Origin of the sequence: Blastomonas sp. AAP53, assembly GCF_000331245.1 — a bacterium.
Classification (GTDB): Bacteria; Pseudomonadota; Alphaproteobacteria; order Sphingomonadales; family Sphingomonadaceae; genus Blastomonas.
This window is the reverse complement of record NZ_ANFZ01000009.1, coordinates 790,521-806,437: the sequence shown is the minus strand read 5'-3', so window position 1 is coordinate 806,437 and position 15,917 is coordinate 790,521. Positions and strand designations below refer to the sequence as shown.

17 protein-coding genes are annotated in these 15,917 nt (G+C 63.3%); 5 read left to right on the top strand and 12 right to left on the bottom strand.

The window, feature by feature from the left end; genetic code table 11:
- Positions 1-38 precede the first annotated feature (38 nt).
- From D618_RS0110805 to purE, 8 genes are all read right to left on the bottom strand, one after another.
- On the bottom strand, positions 39-467 hold the full coding sequence (locus tag D618_RS0110805) for a DUF3035 domain-containing protein (protein WP_017671531.1): 429 nt from the start codon (positions 465-467) through the stop codon (positions 39-41).
- Positions 460-1,032, bottom strand: a complete 573-nt coding sequence (gene lspA / locus D618_RS0110800; protein ID WP_017671530.1) for a signal peptidase II — start codon at positions 1,030-1,032, stop codon at positions 460-462. The genes D618_RS0110805 and lspA overlap by 8 nt, the downstream gene beginning before the upstream one ends.
- 148 nt (positions 1,033-1,180) lie before the next feature.
- On the bottom strand, positions 1,181-4,246 hold the full coding sequence (gene ileS, locus D618_RS0110795) for an isoleucine--tRNA ligase (protein ID WP_017671529.1): 3,066 nt from the start codon (positions 4,244-4,246) through the stop codon (positions 1,181-1,183).
- A 30-nt stretch (positions 4,247-4,276) separates the two neighbouring features.
- Entirely contained in the window at positions 4,277-5,200 is a 924-nt protein-coding gene (locus tag D618_RS0110790; protein ID WP_017671528.1) for a bifunctional riboflavin kinase/FAD synthetase, read from the bottom strand.
- Positions 5,201-5,207: 7 nt separating this feature from the next.
- Positions 5,208-6,389, bottom strand: coding sequence for a dipeptidase (locus tag D618_RS0110785; RefSeq protein WP_040370582.1), 1,182 nt, complete (start codon positions 6,387-6,389; stop codon positions 5,208-5,210).
- The gene (locus D618_RS0110780; RefSeq protein WP_017671526.1) at positions 6,389-6,886 is read right to left on the bottom strand and encodes a dihydrofolate reductase; all 498 of its coding nucleotides are present in this window, start codon (positions 6,884-6,886) and stop codon (positions 6,389-6,391) included. The genes D618_RS0110785 and D618_RS0110780 overlap by 1 nt, the downstream gene beginning before the upstream one ends.
- Positions 6,883-7,977, bottom strand: a complete 1,095-nt coding sequence (locus D618_RS0110775; RefSeq protein WP_017671525.1) for a 5-(carboxyamino)imidazole ribonucleotide synthase — start codon at positions 7,975-7,977, stop codon at positions 6,883-6,885. The genes D618_RS0110780 and D618_RS0110775 overlap by 4 nt, the downstream gene beginning before the upstream one ends.
- Positions 7,974-8,429 carry a 5-(carboxyamino)imidazole ribonucleotide mutase gene (purE, locus tag D618_RS0110770; protein WP_017671524.1) on the bottom strand — a complete coding sequence of 152 codons (456 nt, stop codon included), beginning with the start codon at positions 8,427-8,429 and terminating at the stop codon, positions 7,974-7,976. The genes D618_RS0110775 and purE overlap by 4 nt, the downstream gene beginning before the upstream one ends.
- Before the next feature lie 289 nt (positions 8,430-8,718).
- Between purE and D618_RS0110765 the strand changes: the two genes are divergently transcribed.
- The 3 genes from D618_RS0110765 to D618_RS0110755 all read left to right on the top strand — a co-directional run bounded on the left by D618_RS0110765 (position 8,719) and on the right by D618_RS0110755 (position 11,327).
- Positions 8,719-9,345, top strand: coding sequence for a GGDEF domain-containing protein (locus D618_RS0110765; protein WP_017671523.1), 627 nt, complete (start codon positions 8,719-8,721; stop codon positions 9,343-9,345).
- 64 nt (positions 9,346-9,409) lie between these two features.
- Positions 9,410-10,126: a GGDEF domain-containing protein gene (locus D618_RS0110760; RefSeq protein ID WP_017671522.1), complete on the top strand. Its 717-nt coding sequence runs from the start codon at positions 9,410-9,412 to the stop codon at positions 10,124-10,126.
- A 127-nt stretch (positions 10,127-10,253) separates the two neighbouring features.
- A complete protein-coding gene (locus D618_RS0110755; protein WP_238550646.1) occupies positions 10,254-11,327 on the top strand; it encodes an alpha/beta fold hydrolase in 1,074 nt (357 codons plus the stop codon).
- Positions 11,328-11,334: 7 nt separating this feature from the next.
- Here D618_RS0110755 and panB read toward each other — a convergent pair whose 3' ends face one another.
- The gene (gene panB, locus D618_RS0110750) at positions 11,335-12,207 is read right to left on the bottom strand and encodes a 3-methyl-2-oxobutanoate hydroxymethyltransferase (protein ID WP_017671520.1); all 873 of its coding nucleotides are present in this window, start codon (positions 12,205-12,207) and stop codon (positions 11,335-11,337) included.
- Between the two features lie 133 nt (positions 12,208-12,340).
- Between panB and D618_RS18240 the strand changes: the two genes are divergently transcribed.
- Positions 12,341-13,435 (top strand): endonuclease/exonuclease/phosphatase family protein, encoded by a 1,095-nt coding sequence (locus D618_RS18240; protein WP_081590477.1) that lies wholly within the window; start codon positions 12,341-12,343, stop codon positions 13,433-13,435.
- Here the strand turns inward: D618_RS18240 and D618_RS0110740 are convergent, their stop codons facing one another.
- From D618_RS0110740 to D618_RS0110730, 3 genes are all read right to left on the bottom strand, one after another.
- Complete coding sequence (locus D618_RS0110740) at positions 13,436-14,434, bottom strand: glycerophosphodiester phosphodiesterase (RefSeq protein ID WP_152414660.1); 999 nt, start codon at positions 14,432-14,434, stop codon at positions 13,436-13,438.
- An 11-nt stretch (positions 14,435-14,445) separates the two neighbouring features.
- Complete coding sequence (locus D618_RS0110735) at positions 14,446-14,730, bottom strand: DUF427 domain-containing protein (RefSeq protein WP_017671517.1); 285 nt, start codon at positions 14,728-14,730, stop codon at positions 14,446-14,448.
- A gap of 63 nt (positions 14,731-14,793) precedes the next feature.
- On the bottom strand, positions 14,794-15,144 hold the full coding sequence (locus tag D618_RS0110730; protein ID WP_040370394.1) for an ArsC family reductase: 351 nt from the start codon (positions 15,142-15,144) through the stop codon (positions 14,794-14,796).
- A 177-nt stretch (positions 15,145-15,321) separates the two neighbouring features.
- Between D618_RS0110730 and D618_RS0110725 the strand changes: the two genes are divergently transcribed.
- A complete protein-coding gene (locus tag D618_RS0110725; RefSeq protein WP_017671515.1) occupies positions 15,322-15,696 on the top strand; it encodes a hypothetical protein in 375 nt (124 codons plus the stop codon).
- Positions 15,697-15,917 lie beyond the last annotated feature (221 nt).

Below are 15,917 nucleotides of genomic sequence, written 5' to 3'. Positions count from 1 at the left end.
TTGGATCGCCGGGCTTTTTTGTGTCTGGTTGAATGCGCTTATGGCTGCGGCACGGAGGCTTTCGCGTCCTGGCCATCGCCTTCGGGCGCAGCGACGATATCGCGGGTGGTGGCACCCTTGTCGGTGGTCTGAGTCTTGGGGTCGCCGACCTGCGAGCGGATCGCGGCATCGGGCGATCCGGCACGGTCGAGTGCTGCGCCTTCGACACCGCTGCGCTGCTGCGGGCCACCGAACAGGGCATCGAGCGCCTGCTGGCTGGCGGCAACCGACTGTGGACGCGCAGCGCCGGGGGTCGGCGGGGTCAGGGCGAAATCGGGCGGGATCACCAGGGGTGCCTGACGCGATACGGCGAATTCATCGGGCCGCTCGCGGTCGAAGATGCCGCCGCCAGAGCCGCAGGCAGAAAGCGTCGCGGCTGCGACCGAGATACCGGCGATAAGGGCCAGTTTGCGCCCCGAATTAAACATGGTCATTCTCCGTCTTGGCCACTGTAGCGTCACCGCTATGCTCGCCATGCTGAACGCCCGCTGTAGGGCCTTCGGATTTGGTGGCTTTGTCGCCGATTATCAGAACGCGGGCAAGCAATAACAGCACGCCCAGAGTGATCGCGGCATCGGCGATATTGAAGATCATGAACGGCCGGAATGTGCCGAAATGCAGGTCGGCATAATCGACGACATAGCCTAGCCGAGCACGATCGACGATGTTGCCCAAGGCCCCGCCCAGGATCATGCCGAGCGCGATGATGTCCCCGCGCGCGCGCTCCTTCCACATCCACAGCAGCACAACCGCGGCGATCAGCCCGGTGAGCGCGACCAGCAGCCAGCGGGCGGTATCGGTCTGCGCGGTGAGGAACCCCATCGAGACGCCGCGATTCTCCGCCCAGGTCAGGTTGAAGAACGGCATGATCTCGATCTGCAACCGGCTGCTCAGCGCCAGCGGCCCTGCGACGATGAACTTGACGATCTGGTCGATGACGAGAATGGCGAACGCCAGCGCGATACCCTCGGTCCGGAAACGAGCGAGGGTCATGCGATGCGCTCCCGGCGCGGCACAAAACCGTCACCCTGAACTCGTTTCAGGGCCCATCGGGCACCAAGCGCCTTCGCCCTATCGGCACCCAGACGATGGATGGGTGCTGAAACAAGTTCAGCATGACGGAGAGGGATCGGCAGCACGCTCACGCCAGCATCTCTGAGCAGCGATCGCACAGGTTCCCGTCCTCGGTCACCTCGGGGAGGTGACGCCAGCAGCGGCCGCATTTGTGGTGGCTGGTGCGCGTGACTTCGATGGCTTCGACAGGGGCCAATGCCACATCTGCAGTGATGAACAGCTCTGCCATTTCGGCTGCCGAGAAATCGCCTTGCGATGCAGTATCGCCGCCGATTTTCACTTCGGCCTCAAGGCTGGAGCGAACAGTTTTGTCGCGACGCAGAGGTTCTATCGCTTCGGTTACGTCACGACGCAGCTTGCGCAGACGATCCCATTTGCGTTCGATGTCATTCAGGCCATCAAGGTCGCGATTGCCTTCACTGTCCCCGAGTTCCGGCAGCTCCGGCCATTCCAGCAGATGCACGCTGCCGCCATCGGGATAGCGCGTGGTCCACACTTCCTCTGCCGTGAATACCAAAACCGGTGCGGTGTAGCGCACCAGAGCCTCGAATAGCACGTTCAGCACCGTGCGGTAGGCGCGGCGCTTGTCGGTGCCGTGCGGGTGCGCGGGGCCGATGTCGCAATAGAGGCAATCCTTGCGGATATCGAAGAAGAACGCCGACAGGTCGTTGTTGGCGAAATCGGCGAGCGTGCGGACGTAGGTGTTGTAGTCGAAGTCTTGCGTAGCCTGTTTGAGCTTCGTGTCCAGATCCGCGAGCAGGTGCAACACATAGCGCTCCAGCTCGGGCATATCCTCGACCGCAACCCGCTCGGCCTCATCGAACCCGGCGAGCGCGCCGAGCATGTAGCGGAAGGTGTTGCGCAGCTTGCGATACTGGTCCGAGACGCCGGCGAGGATTTCCTTGCCGATGCGGTGATCCTCGGTGAAATCGACCGACAGCGCCCACAGCCGCAGGATGTCCGCGCCCGAATCCTTGATCAGCGTCAGCGGATCGATGGTGTTGCCCAGCGACTTGGACATCTTCATGCCCTTGGCGTCCATGGTGAAGCCATGGGTCAGCACCGCCTTGTACGGCGCATGGCCGCGTGTTCCGCAGCTTTCCATCAGCGAGGACTGGAACCAGCCGCGATGCTGATCCGATCCTTCGAGATACAGGTCCGCCCAGGGGCCGACATGGCCTTCGGGCCGCGTCAGATCGGGCCATTTGCCGCTTTCGAGCACGAATGCATGGGTGCAGCCGCTGTCGAACCAGACATCGAGAATGTCGGTGACGCGCTCGTAATCGGCAATGTCGTAATCGGAGCCGAGCAGGGCAGGGGCGGCGGCGTCGTTCCACGCATCGACACCGGCCTCGCGCATCGCGGCGACGATGCGCGCGTTGACGTGAATGTCCTTGAGATACTGGCCGGTCTTGCGGTTGACGAACAGGGTGATCGGAACGCCCCAGGCGCGCTGGCGGCTGATCACCCAGTCGGGGCGGCCCTCGACCATCGAGCGGATGCGGTTCTCGCCCTTGGCGGGGACCCACCGGGTGTCGGTGATCGCCTGCATCGCGGTTTGGCGGAGTGTCTTAAGCCCCTCCCCTTTAGGGGAGGGGTTGGGGGTGGGGGAGTCACTGGCGACGGAAATTCCATTCCCCACCCCAACCCCTCCCCTGAAGGGGAGGGGCTCTATGGGTTTATCCATCGGGATGAACCACTGAGGCGTGCAGCGATAGATCACCCGCGCCTTGGAGCGCCACGAGTGCGGATAGCTGTGCTGAAACGCATCGGCCGAGAGCAACGCCCCTGCCGCGCGCAGGTCCTCGCAGATCGGGCCATCGGGCGCATTGAACTTGGGGTTGATCACCGACATCCGCCGTTCATCCGCACCGCCGAGCCACGCCCAGTCATCGCGATAGCGCCCGTCGCCCTCGACCGCGAACACCGGCTCGATGCCATGCGCCTTGCACAGGTCGAAATCGTCCTCGCCATGGTCGGGCGACATATGGACGAGGCCAGTACCTGCGTCAGTGGTGACGAAATCGCCGGGCAGGAAGGGGCGGGGGCGATCGAAGAATTCTGCCGCGCGGGTGAGCGCTGCCATCTCTTCTGCCGTTCCCCGGCGAACGCCGGGGTCCAGGGTTGGGTTCGTGCCCTCCGCTCCTGGACTCCGGCTTTCGCCGGAGAACAGCTTGCCCGACATCGGGTGGCGGGCGGTGGCGCCTGCTAGAGTGGAGCCCGGATACCAGCCAATTTCCAGGAACGTGCGTCCTAGCCGGGCTTCAACCTGTGCCTTGAGTGGCTCAGCGATAAGTATCTCGCGTTGCTCTGGGCCACTTCCGTCAAGACAATGGATATACATGACATCAGGCCCATAAGCCAAAGCCTGGTTCACCGGGATCGTCCACGGTGTGGTCGTCCAGATGACCGCATAGGCACCGACCAGTTCGGGCGCATTCGGAGCCTCGACAATCTCGAACGCCACATCGATCTGCGTGCTCGTCACATCGGCATATTCGACCTCGGCCTCGGCGAGTGCGGTCTTTTCGACCGGTGACCACATCACCGGCTTGGCGCCGCGATAGAGCTGGCCGGTTTCCGCAAACTTCATCAGCTCCTGCACGATGGTCGCTTCGGCGGCGAAATCCATTGTCAGGTACGGGTTGTCCCAGTCGCCGTTGATGCCGAGGCGCTTCAGCTGCTCGCGCTGGGTGTTCACCCAATGCTGGGCATAAGCGCGGCATTCGGCGCGGAACGCGACCGGATCGACCTCGTCCTTGTTGAGCTTCTTCTTGCGATACTGCTCCTCGATCTTCCACTCGATCGGAAGACCGTGGCAGTCCCAGCCGGGAACGTACGGCGCGTCTTTGCCGAGCAGCGACTGGGTGCGGCAGACCATGTCCTTGAGGATATGGTTGAGCGCATGGCCGATATGCATGTCGCCATTCGCGTACGGCGGGCCATCGTGGAGGATGAACTTTTCACGACCTTGTCGCGCGTCGCGCAGCTGGCGGTAGAGGTCGGCCTCCTGCCAGCGCGCCAGAATAGCCGGTTCCTTCTGGGCGAGGCCAGCCTTCATCGGGAAGTCGGTGGCGGGCAAAAAGACGGTGTCTTTATAGTCCGTGGCGGGGCTTGCAGATTGATCAGTCATAGACGCTGGCGCTTAAGGGGCGCGGCGCTTTCAGGCAAGCAATTCCCGCGCGCGCACGCAGTCCGCATCGATCTGGCGCTTGAGCTCGTCCCAATCGCTGAACTTCGCTTCGGGCCGGATGAAGTGGCGTAGCGCCACCTCGATCGTCTGGCCGTACAGGTCTTCGTTGAAGTCGAAGAAATGCGGCTCGAGCAGTTCCTTGGGCGGATCGAACTGCGGACGGATGCCGAGGTTCGCGGCACCTTTCAGCACCCGGCCATCGGCCAGGTGCCCGGTGACGGCATAAACCCCGTACATGGGCCGCAGATAGCTGCCCATATCGATATTGGCGGTGGGAAAGCCCAGCAGGCGGCCGTTCTTGTCGCCATGCTGCACCACGCCCTGCACCGCGAAGGGCCGCGTCATCAGCCGTTCGGCTTCGTCAGGTCTGCCCTCGATCAGGCATTGCCGGATGCGGCTGGAGGAGATCACCGCATCCTCGGTGGTCACCGGGCCAACCGCATGGCTTTTCAGCCCCATCAGCGCGCCGAGATCGCGCAGCACATGGATGTTGCCGCCACGACCCTTGCCGAAGGTGAAATCCTCGCCGGTGACGACGCCCGCCGCGCCGAAGCGCTTGACCAGCAGATCGGCGACAAAGCTTTCCGCGCGGGTGTTGGCGAGCGTCTCGTCGAACGCGAACACCAGCATCGCATCCGCGCCCGCCTCAGCAAACAGCGCCTGGCGCTGGTCGAGGCTGGTGAGGCGGAAGGGCGCGACATCGGGCTTGAAATAGCGCACCGGGTGCGGATCGAAGGTGGCAACGATCGCGGGCCGGGCCTCGGCCTTGGCCCAGGCGATGGCACGCCCGATCACGGCCTGATGACCGGCATGAAAGCCGTCAAAATTCCCCAGCGCGATGATGCCCCCGCGCAACCGTTCTGGCAGCCGGTCGCTGCCCTCCACCCTGATCATGGCCGCCCTATAGGGCCTTGCCGGGCTGCGGTTCAATGCCCTGTTTGATGAGGCGCAGCGTATTGCCACCCATCACGCTGCGAATTTCGGCCTCGGACAAGCCGATATCGATCAACGCCTGCGTCACCTGGACGATCTGGCTCGTGTCGAACCGCGTGGTCACCGCACCATCGAAATCGCTGCCCAGCGCGACGTGCTGGATGCCGACCAGATCGCGCACATGCCTGATCGACTGCGCGATTTTCTTCGGATCGGTCGAACACAATGCGCCATCCCAATAGCCGATGCCGATGATGCCACCGGTGGCGGCGACACCGCGGATTTCAGTGTCGGACAGGTTGCGGTTGACCTTGCACACCGCCTGCACGCCGCCATGGCTGGAGACGACCGGTCGGCGCGCCATGGCGAGGATATCGGCGACCGACTTGTGGCTGGAATGCGCGATATCGACGATGATGCCTTTGGCCTCCATCGCGCGGACCATGCGGCGGCCGAAGGGCGTGAGCCCGCCCTTGGCCTCGCCGTGCATCGATCCGGCGAGTTCGTTGTCGAAGAAATGCACAAGGCCGGCCATCCGCATGCCGACGCCGTAGAGCCGGTCGAGATTTTCCGCCTTGCCCTCCAGGTTCTGCAGCCCTTCGACCGAATAGAGCGCGCCGGTCACCTGATCGCCAGCGGCGCGGGCGGCCAGCAGGCGGTCGACATCATCGGGCTTGCGGATCAGCATCAGGCGGCTGTTGGAGGCTTTGGCTGCCACTTCCAGCTTGCGTCCGTGATACATAGAGCGCTCGTGCACCGAGAACCAGGTTTTTACCGGCTGCAGCTGCGCCATGGCGAGCAATGTAATATTGTCGGTATCCGATGGGTTGCTGTCGTAATTCTGCCCTTTGGGCGTCTTCGAGACCGAGGAAAACACCTGCAGCGCCACGTTGCCCGTTTCCAGCCGGGGCAGATCGATCTGGCCGCGACTGGCCTTGTCGAGCACGCTGCGCTTCCACAACAGCGTGTCGCCATGCAGGTCGGCGATCTGCAACGAGGCGTGCAGCCTGGCCGCATCGGCGCGCACCGCGGGCAGCGGCTCGTCGGTCACGACATTCGTCTGGCTCTCGAACAGGCCAGGCAACACGGTGACGGTGAAGGCCAGTCCCGCTCCCAGCACCAGAGCCAGCCCCAGAACGATCTTGCGGATCACCGGCGCACGAGGGTCACGAAGCTGAACGCCGGGCGATCGCGATTTTCCGGGTCGGCAGGGTGGTCGGCGCGGCTGCTTTCCTGCCACTCGGAAGGCGCGAACGGCGGCATGATGGTGTCGCCTTCGGGCTCGGCATGGACCTCGGTCAGTTCGATCCGGTCTGCCCTCGGCAGGAAAAGGGCAAAGATCTCCGCGCCGCCGATCACCGCGACGTGCGGAGCGTTGGCCGCCGCAATTGCCTCTTCGACGCTGTGCACGACCTCAGCGCCGTCATCGGACCAGTCCTTGCTGCGGGTCAGCACGATATGGCGGCGACCGGGCAGCAGGCCGGGCAGGCTGTCGAAGGTCTTGCGGCCCATGATCATTGGCTTGTTCTGGGTCAGCGCCTTGAAGTGGCGCAGATCCATCGGCAGGTGCCACGGCAGGGTGCCGTTCGCACCGATGACGCCGTTGCGCGCGCGCGCCAGCACCAGGAAGATATCGGGATGGTTCATAGCTGCCTTGCCCCAGGCTCTAGCGTAATGCGTGTGACATGGCCCATCTTGCGGCCGGGTTCGGCGCGATGCTTGCCGTACAGGTGCAGATGGTTGGCGGGGTCGGAAAGCAGATCCGGCCAGCTGTGCGCGGCCTCTCCGATCAGGTTGCGCATCTCGGCGCGGTGGCAGGCGAGCGCCGTTTCGCCCAGCGGCAGGCCGCAGATCGCGCGGATGTGGTTTTCGAACTGGCTGGTGAACGCGCCTTCGATCGTCCAGTGGCCGCTGTTGTGGACGCGCGGGGCCATCTCGTTGAACACCGGGCCGTCTGCCGTCGCAAAGAACTCCAGCGTCAACACGCCGACATAATCGAGCTTTTCGGCAACCCTGGCAGCCAGCTCGCGCGCCTGCGGCACCTGGGCAGCGATGGCGGGGCCAGCCGGGACCGTGGACAGGTCCAGAATGCCGCCGACATGCTCGTTGTGCGCGCTGTCCCAGAAGCGGATTTCACCCTGTGGCGATCGGGCGAGAATGACGGAGAACTCTGCCTCGAACGTCACGAAGCCTTCGATGATCGCAGGCACGCCGCCTGCCTCGTACCAGCGTGCGACCGGATCGTCGCCGGGCATCACGCGGGCCTGGCCCTTGCCGTCATAGCCCATGCGGTTCGACTTGATGATGGCGGGGGTTCCGGCAACCGACATCGCGGCGGCCACTTCGGCTGCGGTCTCGGCAAAGCCGAACGGCGCGGTGCGTCCACCCAGGTCCGCGACGAACCGCTTTTCGTCAATGCGGCTCTGCGCGATTTCGAGCGCGCGCGGGGAGGGGCGCAGCGGCACGGTGCCGGCAATGGTGTCGAGCGGCCCGACGGGCACATTCTCGAACTCGTAGGTCACGACATCGCAGCCGTGCGCGAACGCGGCGAGTGCGGCGCTGTCGGCATAATCGGCACAGGTCGTCTCGGCCGAAACCTCGCCGCCGGGGCTGGTCGGTTCCGGCGCGAAGATATGGCAGCGATAGCCGAGCTGCGCTGCGGCGAGACTGAGCATCCGGCCCAGCTGACCGCCGCCCATGATGCCGATGGTACTGCCCGGTGCAATCATGTCGGTCATGCCGGGCGTTCGCCCACCGAATCGCTTTGTGCGGTGCGCCAAGCGTCCAAACGCTCTGCCAGGGCCGGGTCGTTCAGCGCCAGGATCGATGCCGCCATCAGTCCGGCATTCTTGGCGCCTGCCGGGCCGATCGCCAGCGTGCCAACCGGTACGCCGCCGGGCATCTGGACGATCGAGAGCAGGCTGTCGAGCCCGCTCAGCGCCTTGCTGGAAACCGGAACGCCCAGCACCGGAAGCCGCGTCATGCTGGCCACCATGCCGGGCAGGTGTGCCGCCCCGCCGGCGCCCGCGATGATGACCTGAAACCCGTTTTCAACCGCTCCCTTGGCAAAGGCGACCATCCGTTCGGGGGTGCGATGCGCAGATACGATGCGGCAATCATGCGCCACGCCCAGATCGTCCAGCACGGCGGCGGCCCCCGACATGGTATCCCAGTCGGACTGGCTGCCCATGATGATGGCAACCGGTACCCCTTCAGGGCCTTGGCGGTCGGGCTTCGGGGATGGCTCGGCCAAGCAGGAATCTCCGCGTTATTGCTGGTGTGATCAGCGTCTTAAAGCCAAAGTCCGGCACCCGCAATCATCCTGCGCGTGAAAATGAAAGGGACTGTGTCGGCCGTCACTATGTCCCGCTTGTGCACAGAATATACGTGGTTACCGATATTTTGATCATGCCGCGATGCATCGGCCTTGCTATGCGAAGCGTAGAGCGCTCTCACAAGGGGTTTGCAGGCAGAACGACATGAAGATGACCGATCTACAGGGCAGCGCGGGGGCACAGGCACCCCAGGCGGACGTGGCGCTGAGCCATGAACAGCTTGCATTGCTCTGCGCCGATCTGCGCGAGCAAAATGCACTGCTGACCGCACGCATTCGCCAGCTCGAAGAGGAAATCTGCCGCGATACGCTGACCCCGCTGTTCAATCGCCGCTATTTCGAGCAGGCGGTGGCGGGATCGATCGCGCACTGCCAGCGCTACCAGAGCCGAGCGGTCCTGCTGTTTCTGGACGTCGACGATCTCAAGGGCATCAACGATACCTTTGGCCACGCCGCTGGCGACGAAGCACTGTGCACGATCGCGCATGTGCTGACGGCCAACGTCCGTTCGACCGATATCGTCGCACGCATCGGCGGGGACGAGTTTGCCTTGCTGCTTGGCGCCATCAGCGAAAGCGACGTCGACCTGAAGGTCGCGCAGCTGACGGCAGGCATTGCCGCCTGCCAGGTCGGCTTTGGCGAAGGCGCGGCCAGCCTGTCAGCGACATTCGGGCATGCGTTCATCAATCCGGATGACCGGGCGGACAAGGTTCTGGCCCGCGCAGACAGCCAGATGTATCGCTCCAAGCGCTCGCGCACGGTTTGCCGCTGACACCCTGACGGGGAATAATTTGGCATTTGCAGTGTCTTAAGGCTTTCGCTTTACACGCCTTTACATGGAGCAATGGCGAAAGATCCTCATCGCCGTCGCATTCAGTATCGTTGCCACACTCCTGGCGATGGCGATGATGGTAATGCTGACCGGCGAGCACATCCCGTGGCCCTTCTGGGTTTTCACGGTGATCTGCCCTGCTTGCATTTCCGGTCCGATCAGCGCCGTGCTCGTTCGGCAGAGCGAGGCCAACCGCAGGCTGAACGAGCAACTGATGCTGACCCAGGCAGAATTGCGGTTGCAGGTGGATCGGGATCATCTGACCGGCGTGCTCAATCGCGCCGCATTCTACCGGCATGCAGAGGCGTATGACCGCAATGACCCCGCCTGTGTGCTGCTGGCGGATATCGACCATTTCAAGACGATCAACGATGCCCATGGTCATGCCGCAGGTGACCATGCTCTTCGCATGGTGGCAAAGACCTTCACGGCGGCGCTTGGCACTGACGATCTGCTGGGCCGTGTCGGGGGTGAGGAATTTGCCATCCTGCTTGCAGGCATGCCTCTGCCGCTGGCGATCACCATTGCCGAGCGCGCGCGCGACGCCATCGCCGCATTGGCCGTGAAAACCGCCAATGGCACGCCGATCGCCCTGTCCATTTCGATTGGCGTAGCGCCTTTCGCCGCAGGGATGTCGCTGGACGCCGCGCTCGCGCAGGCAGATGCCGCGATGTACGGTGCCAAGCGCAACGGTCGCAACCGTGTGCAGGTGGCAGGCTGAGCGGTGGCCCCACTATCAGGTTGCGTCGGGCGTGCACGCCTGCAATGCTGACGGGCAAGCGTTCAGAACCACCGGGGGTTTTTGCATGAAATTGAAGATGTTGGGAGCAGTTTGCGCCTTCACTATGATGGCTGCCGTCGGCTCGGCGCAGGCCCAGCCGGGGCCGCCGATCGCCGCGCCGCAGCCTGATTATGCTGCCATGCTGACGCACGGTGATGTCATCCTCAAGGATTTCAGATTTGGGACCGGCGAGACCCTGGCTGAACTGCGGATGCACTACGCCACATTGGGCACGCCCCGGCGCGGGCCGGATGGGCGCGTGAACAATGCGGTGATGGTGCTGCATGGCACCGGGGGCTCCGGGCTCCAGTTCCTTCAGCCACAATTTGCACTCGAACTGTTCGGGCCGGGGCAGCCTCTCGACATCAGCAGATATTACATCATCCTTCCTGACAATATCGGCCACGGCAAATCGTCCAGGCCCTCGGACGGGCTGAAGATGCGCTTTCCGGCGTACGACTATACCGACATGGTCCGCGCCCAGCGGCAGATGCTGACCGACGGTTTGAAGGTCGACCGCCTGCGACTGGTGATGGGCACGTCGATGGGCTGCATGCACGGCTTCGTCTGGGGTCAGCTCGATCCCGGTTTCGTCCAGGCGATGATGCCGATGGCGTGCCTGCCGATGCCCATTGCCGGGCACAACCGCATGTGGCGCAAGGCTGCGATCGAGGGGATCAAGGCTGACCCTGTATGGAACAACGGCGATTACACCAGTCCGCCGACGATGGGGCTGCGCGTGGCGGCGAGCCTGCTGCAGGTGGCGGGCTTTGCGCCACTGTATCTGCAAAAGGCCTTTCCCACGCGTGATGCGGCGGACAGGTACATCACCCAGCGGATCGAAGCGTCGATCAAGGGGATCGATGCCAACGACACGATCTACCAGATTGAATCCTCGCGCAATTACGACCCGTCAAAGACCGTCGAGGCGATGACGATGCCGGTCACCTGGATCAATTCGTCGGACGACTTCATCAATCCCTGGGATTATGGGGTGGCCGAGGACTTCGGAAAAAGGCTGCCCGATGGCAAATACCTGCTGACCAAGGCTACCGACGAGACGCGCGGGCACAGCAACCACACCTGGGCGCGGTTCTGGAAGGACGAGCTGGTCGCCTTGCTTGCGCGCAGCGAGAAATGAGCGCGGTTCAGTCCTTGGGTGCGTAGGTCTGGTCGGCGCTGGGGAAGCTGCGCGCGGTGACTTCTCCGGCGTAGCTTTTCACTGCATTCTCGATGACCTCGGCCATGTTCTCGTACCGCTTGACGAAGCGCGCGGTGCGCTCGAACAGCCCGAGCATGTCCTCGGTGACCAGCACCTGGCCATCGCAGCGCGCCGATGCGCCAATGCCGATGACGATGGCGGCCACCGCTTCGGTGACGGCAATCGCGATCGGTTCGACCACGCCTTCGACGACGATGGCAAAGGCGCCTGCCTCATCGAGCGCCCTGGCGTCGCTCACGATCTTGTCCGCCTCGCTGTCGGAGCGTCCGCGCGCGGCATAGCTGCCCAGGATGTTGATCGCCTGCGGGGTGAGGCCGACATGGCCGACCACCGGAATGCCGCGCTCGGTGAGGAACCTGACCGTGGGCGCCATCGCCGCGCCGCCTTCCAGCTTCACCGCCGCCGCGCCGGTTTCCTTCAGCAGCCGGGCGGCGCTGGCGAATGCCTGCTCGGGCGAGGCTTCGTAGCTGCCGAACGGCATGTCGATGACGACGATGCTGTGATAGCTGCCGCGCACCACGGCGGCACCATGCGCCGCCATCATCTCCAGCGTCACCGGCACGGTGCTGGGCAGGCCGTAGATCACCTGGCCCAGCGAATCGCCGACCAGCAGGATGTCGCAATGCGGATCGAGCAGTTGCGCCATGCGTGCGGTATAGGCGGTCAGCATCACCACCGGCTGCGCGGTAACGCCGCCGGTCTTGCGCCGCTGGATCGCGGGCACGGTCAGGCGCTTCATGGGCGCCGGCGTAGGATTGGCGCGGCTGGTCGATGTGTCGAGCGTGTAGGTTGTGGACATGGGGGTTGGTGTAGCGGGGCGAAATCGCCTGCGCAAACACAACACGCAAGTTATACCAAACCCACCATTGCGTATTGCCCGATAGCAAGCGACAAGAGCGCCGCCCCCAGACGATAGACGGAATTCACCCAGGATGTTGCGAACTGTAGTTTATGTGCTCGCCGCGATGGCCGCGACCGGCACCGCGCTCAGCCTGCTGACCAGCTATCGCTGGTACATCCGCATGTGGGATTTTCCGCGTGTGGCGCTCATTCTGCTGGCTGTGATCGCACTGATCCTGGCGATTCCCATCCTGACCGGTTGGGCGCGGATGCTGGTCGTAATTGCGATGGCGCTGGTGATCGGCTGGCAGGGCTTTCGCATCTATCCCTACACCACGCTCGCCAAGCCAGAGGTCGCCAAGGCGGTGATCAACAAGGACAACTGCCTGTCCGCGTTCTCGTTCAACGTGCTGCAGACCAACCGCGATTATGCCCGCACGCTCAAGCTGATCGATCGCGTGGACCCCGATGTCGTGCTGCTGCTCGAAACCGACGAGGGCTGGGAAACCGCGCTCAAGCCGGTGATCGATCGCTATCCGCACCGCCAGTCGGCGCCGCTGGGCAATCTGTACGGCCTCATATTCCTTTCGCGGTTGCCGGTGGAGGATGCCGAAATCACCTGGCTGATTGATACCGAAACCCCATCGGTGTTCGCGACGATCTCGACGCGTGCGGGGGCGAAGTTCCGCTTTATCGGGCTCCATCCGCGGCCGCCGGCACCGGGCGAGAACACCGAAAAGCGCGATGCGGAAATCGCGATCGCTGCGCGCCACGCCAAGCAGACCGATCTGCCGGTCCTGGCGATGGGCGATTTCAACGATGTCGCCTGGTCACGGACCTCGCAGATGTTCAAGCGGATCGGCGGCTATCTCGATCCGCGGATCGGTCGCGGCCTGTATTCGACCTTCCCCGCCAACCTGCCGGGCCTGCGCTGGCCGCTCGACCATCTGTTTATGTCGCCCGATTTTACTCTGGTCGACATGAAGGTGCTGGAAAATGTCGGGTCGGACCATCTGCCGGTGTCCGCGACGGTATGCATGGCACCACGCGTTGCCACGATCCTGAACGATGAGCCCGAAGCGCCCGATGCTGCCGATCGCAAGGACATGGTCATGTCGATCCGCGACGGCAAGAAGGCTGCGGTCGAAGAGGGTACCGCGTCGGGCGGCAGTCCGCCGAAGCCCTGATCAGCGCACCGCGGCAACCGCCTCTGCGACATTGTCCGAAAACAGCCCGTCGATGCCGGTGGCCTTGAACGCCTGAATCTCGGCGATAACATCACCATGCGCCAGCGGACTGTCGCCAGCGCGCAAGTTCATCGGCAGGAAATAGTTCTCCCGCCTGAAGGTCCAGACATGCACCTTCAGGCCTGCGCCATGCGCATCGCGCACCAGGCTGGTGGGCTGAGCCAGATGACCGGTGGCATCGCGCGGGATCACCATCGCCTTTTCCACGCCCACGCCATCGGCATAAAGCGCGATCTCGGCGAGGCCTGCCAGTGTGCTCATGGCAGCGTAAGTGGCATCGGGCAGGTCTGGCGGTCCAGCCGGGGCTGCCATCAGCTGGATGAGGGGCAGCCTGGTCATGCCGTCCAGCCGCTTGAGATTGCCGACCTCGAAACTCTGAATGAAAACCGGATCATCCGGGCTGACATAGCCTGCTTCAGCTAACGTCCTGACCAAGGGCTCTTCCAGCGGCAGGCCCAGAGTGCGAAAATAGCTGGGGTGCTTGGTCTCGGGATACAGCCCGATCCTGCGCCCGGTGTCCTTCTCGCGCCGCTGCACCAACGCGATGATCTCATCGAGCGTCGGCACATCCCAGCGCCCGTCATAGGCCGTGTTGGCCTGGCGCAGCTGTGGCAGCCGCTCGCGCGCGCGCAAAGTCTTCAGCTCGGCCAGAGTGAAATCCTCGGTGAACCAGCCGGTCAGGCTCTGTCCGTCGATGACCTTCGTGGTCTTGCGGCTGGCAAATTCGGGATGGGCGGCGACATCGGTGGTTTCCGATATCTCGTTCTCGTGCCGTGCCACCAGCACGCCGTCCCTGGTGCTGACCAGATCGGGCTCGATGAAGTCCGCGCCCTGGTCGATCGCCAGTTCATAGGCGCCGATCGTGTGTTCGGGCCGCTCGCCGCTCGCGCCGCGATGGGCGATGATCAGCGGACCGGGTGCGCCAGCCGCCAGCGCCATCGCGGCGAGAATCACGCGACCACCTCTACACCCTTCCAGAACGCCATCCGGTCGCGGATTTCCTTCGCTGCATCCTTGGGCTCGGGGTAATACCAGACCGCATCGGCGTTGGTCTTGCCGTCGATCTCGATCGAGTAATAGGATGCCGTGCCCTTCCAGCCGCAGACGCTGGTCGTGGAGCTGGGCTTCAGCAGATCGGCGCGCACGCTTTCCCGCGGGAAATAATGGTTGCGCTCGACGACGACGGTGTCGTCGCTCTCGGCGATGACGGTGCCGTTCCAGATGGCCTTGGGCATGCTCTCATTCTCCTGTCAGTGGTTCCACCTAGATGGGAACGACGACAGCGATATGACAGCGGTTCAGGTCAGCGCGCCTGCATAAATGTCGGGCTTGAAGCCGACCAGCACGCCGCCGGGATGCTCGAGCACCGGACGCTTGATCAGCGATGGCTGTTCGACCATCAGCGCGATCGCCTTGTCGCGATCAATCCCCGCCTTGTCTGCATCGGGCAGCTTGCGGAACGTGGTCCCCGCCTTGTTGAGCAGAATCTCCCATCCGACGACATCCGCCCACGCGTTCAGCTTCTTGGCGGTGATCCCGACCTTCTTATAGTCGTGAAAGTCATAGCCGATGCCCTGCGCATCGAGCCACACGCGCGCCTTCTTCATCGTGTCGCAATTTGCAATCCCATGAAGGACAATCTTAGCCATTGATTTCCTTTGATATTTTGTCGGTGTTGTAGAATGACATCATTGCGTATGCCGTAGATAAACTGGATGGCAGCTTTTCACTCTATCGTCAAAAAAGCTGCCGTTCGGCAAACGACCCCATTTTTGCCGTTTGTGGCTGCTGTGGCGCATCCCGCAATGGGACGTTAGCATGCAGCTATGAGCGAGGAACGATTCTCTGGAATGTCGCTGAACGAGCGACTCTTTGCTGCGGGATTGCTTCCCGCCTTTGATGAAGCTCTTGTGGCCCGTGATCGTGCCGCTCTGATCGAGATGCTGACCGCCGTCGATACGCAGCCCGCACTCGTCAACGTGCTGCTTGGTGAAGGCTACGAATGTTGGTTCTGCGGGGACTGTATCTCTCCCGACCATGCCGACGCACTTTATGTCGAACTGAGCAGGCTATGGAGCGACACTGTAGAAGCGCCAACACAGGCCATTTACGCCCATTTCGACTGCGCTCACGAGCGTATGCGGGGTGCGAAAATGGAGATCGAGCGAGAGACCTTCTCGCTAGATGATGACGTGGGCTGAAGGGCAGCTTGTCGCGGAACCTCGCCGCAAACCTGCCGTTCCACTTTCCACCCAATATCAGTCATTGCGCGATCCAGTCGTTAAGCCTGAAAGCGGTCGTTACGACGCGCGGCAAGCCTCAGCGATCTGGGCCACAACCTCTCCCAACTGCTCGCAATTGGGGATGCCGTGGAGGGTGGTCTTGGTCATGGGTTTCCCTGTGGATGTTGCCGGTGTGCGCG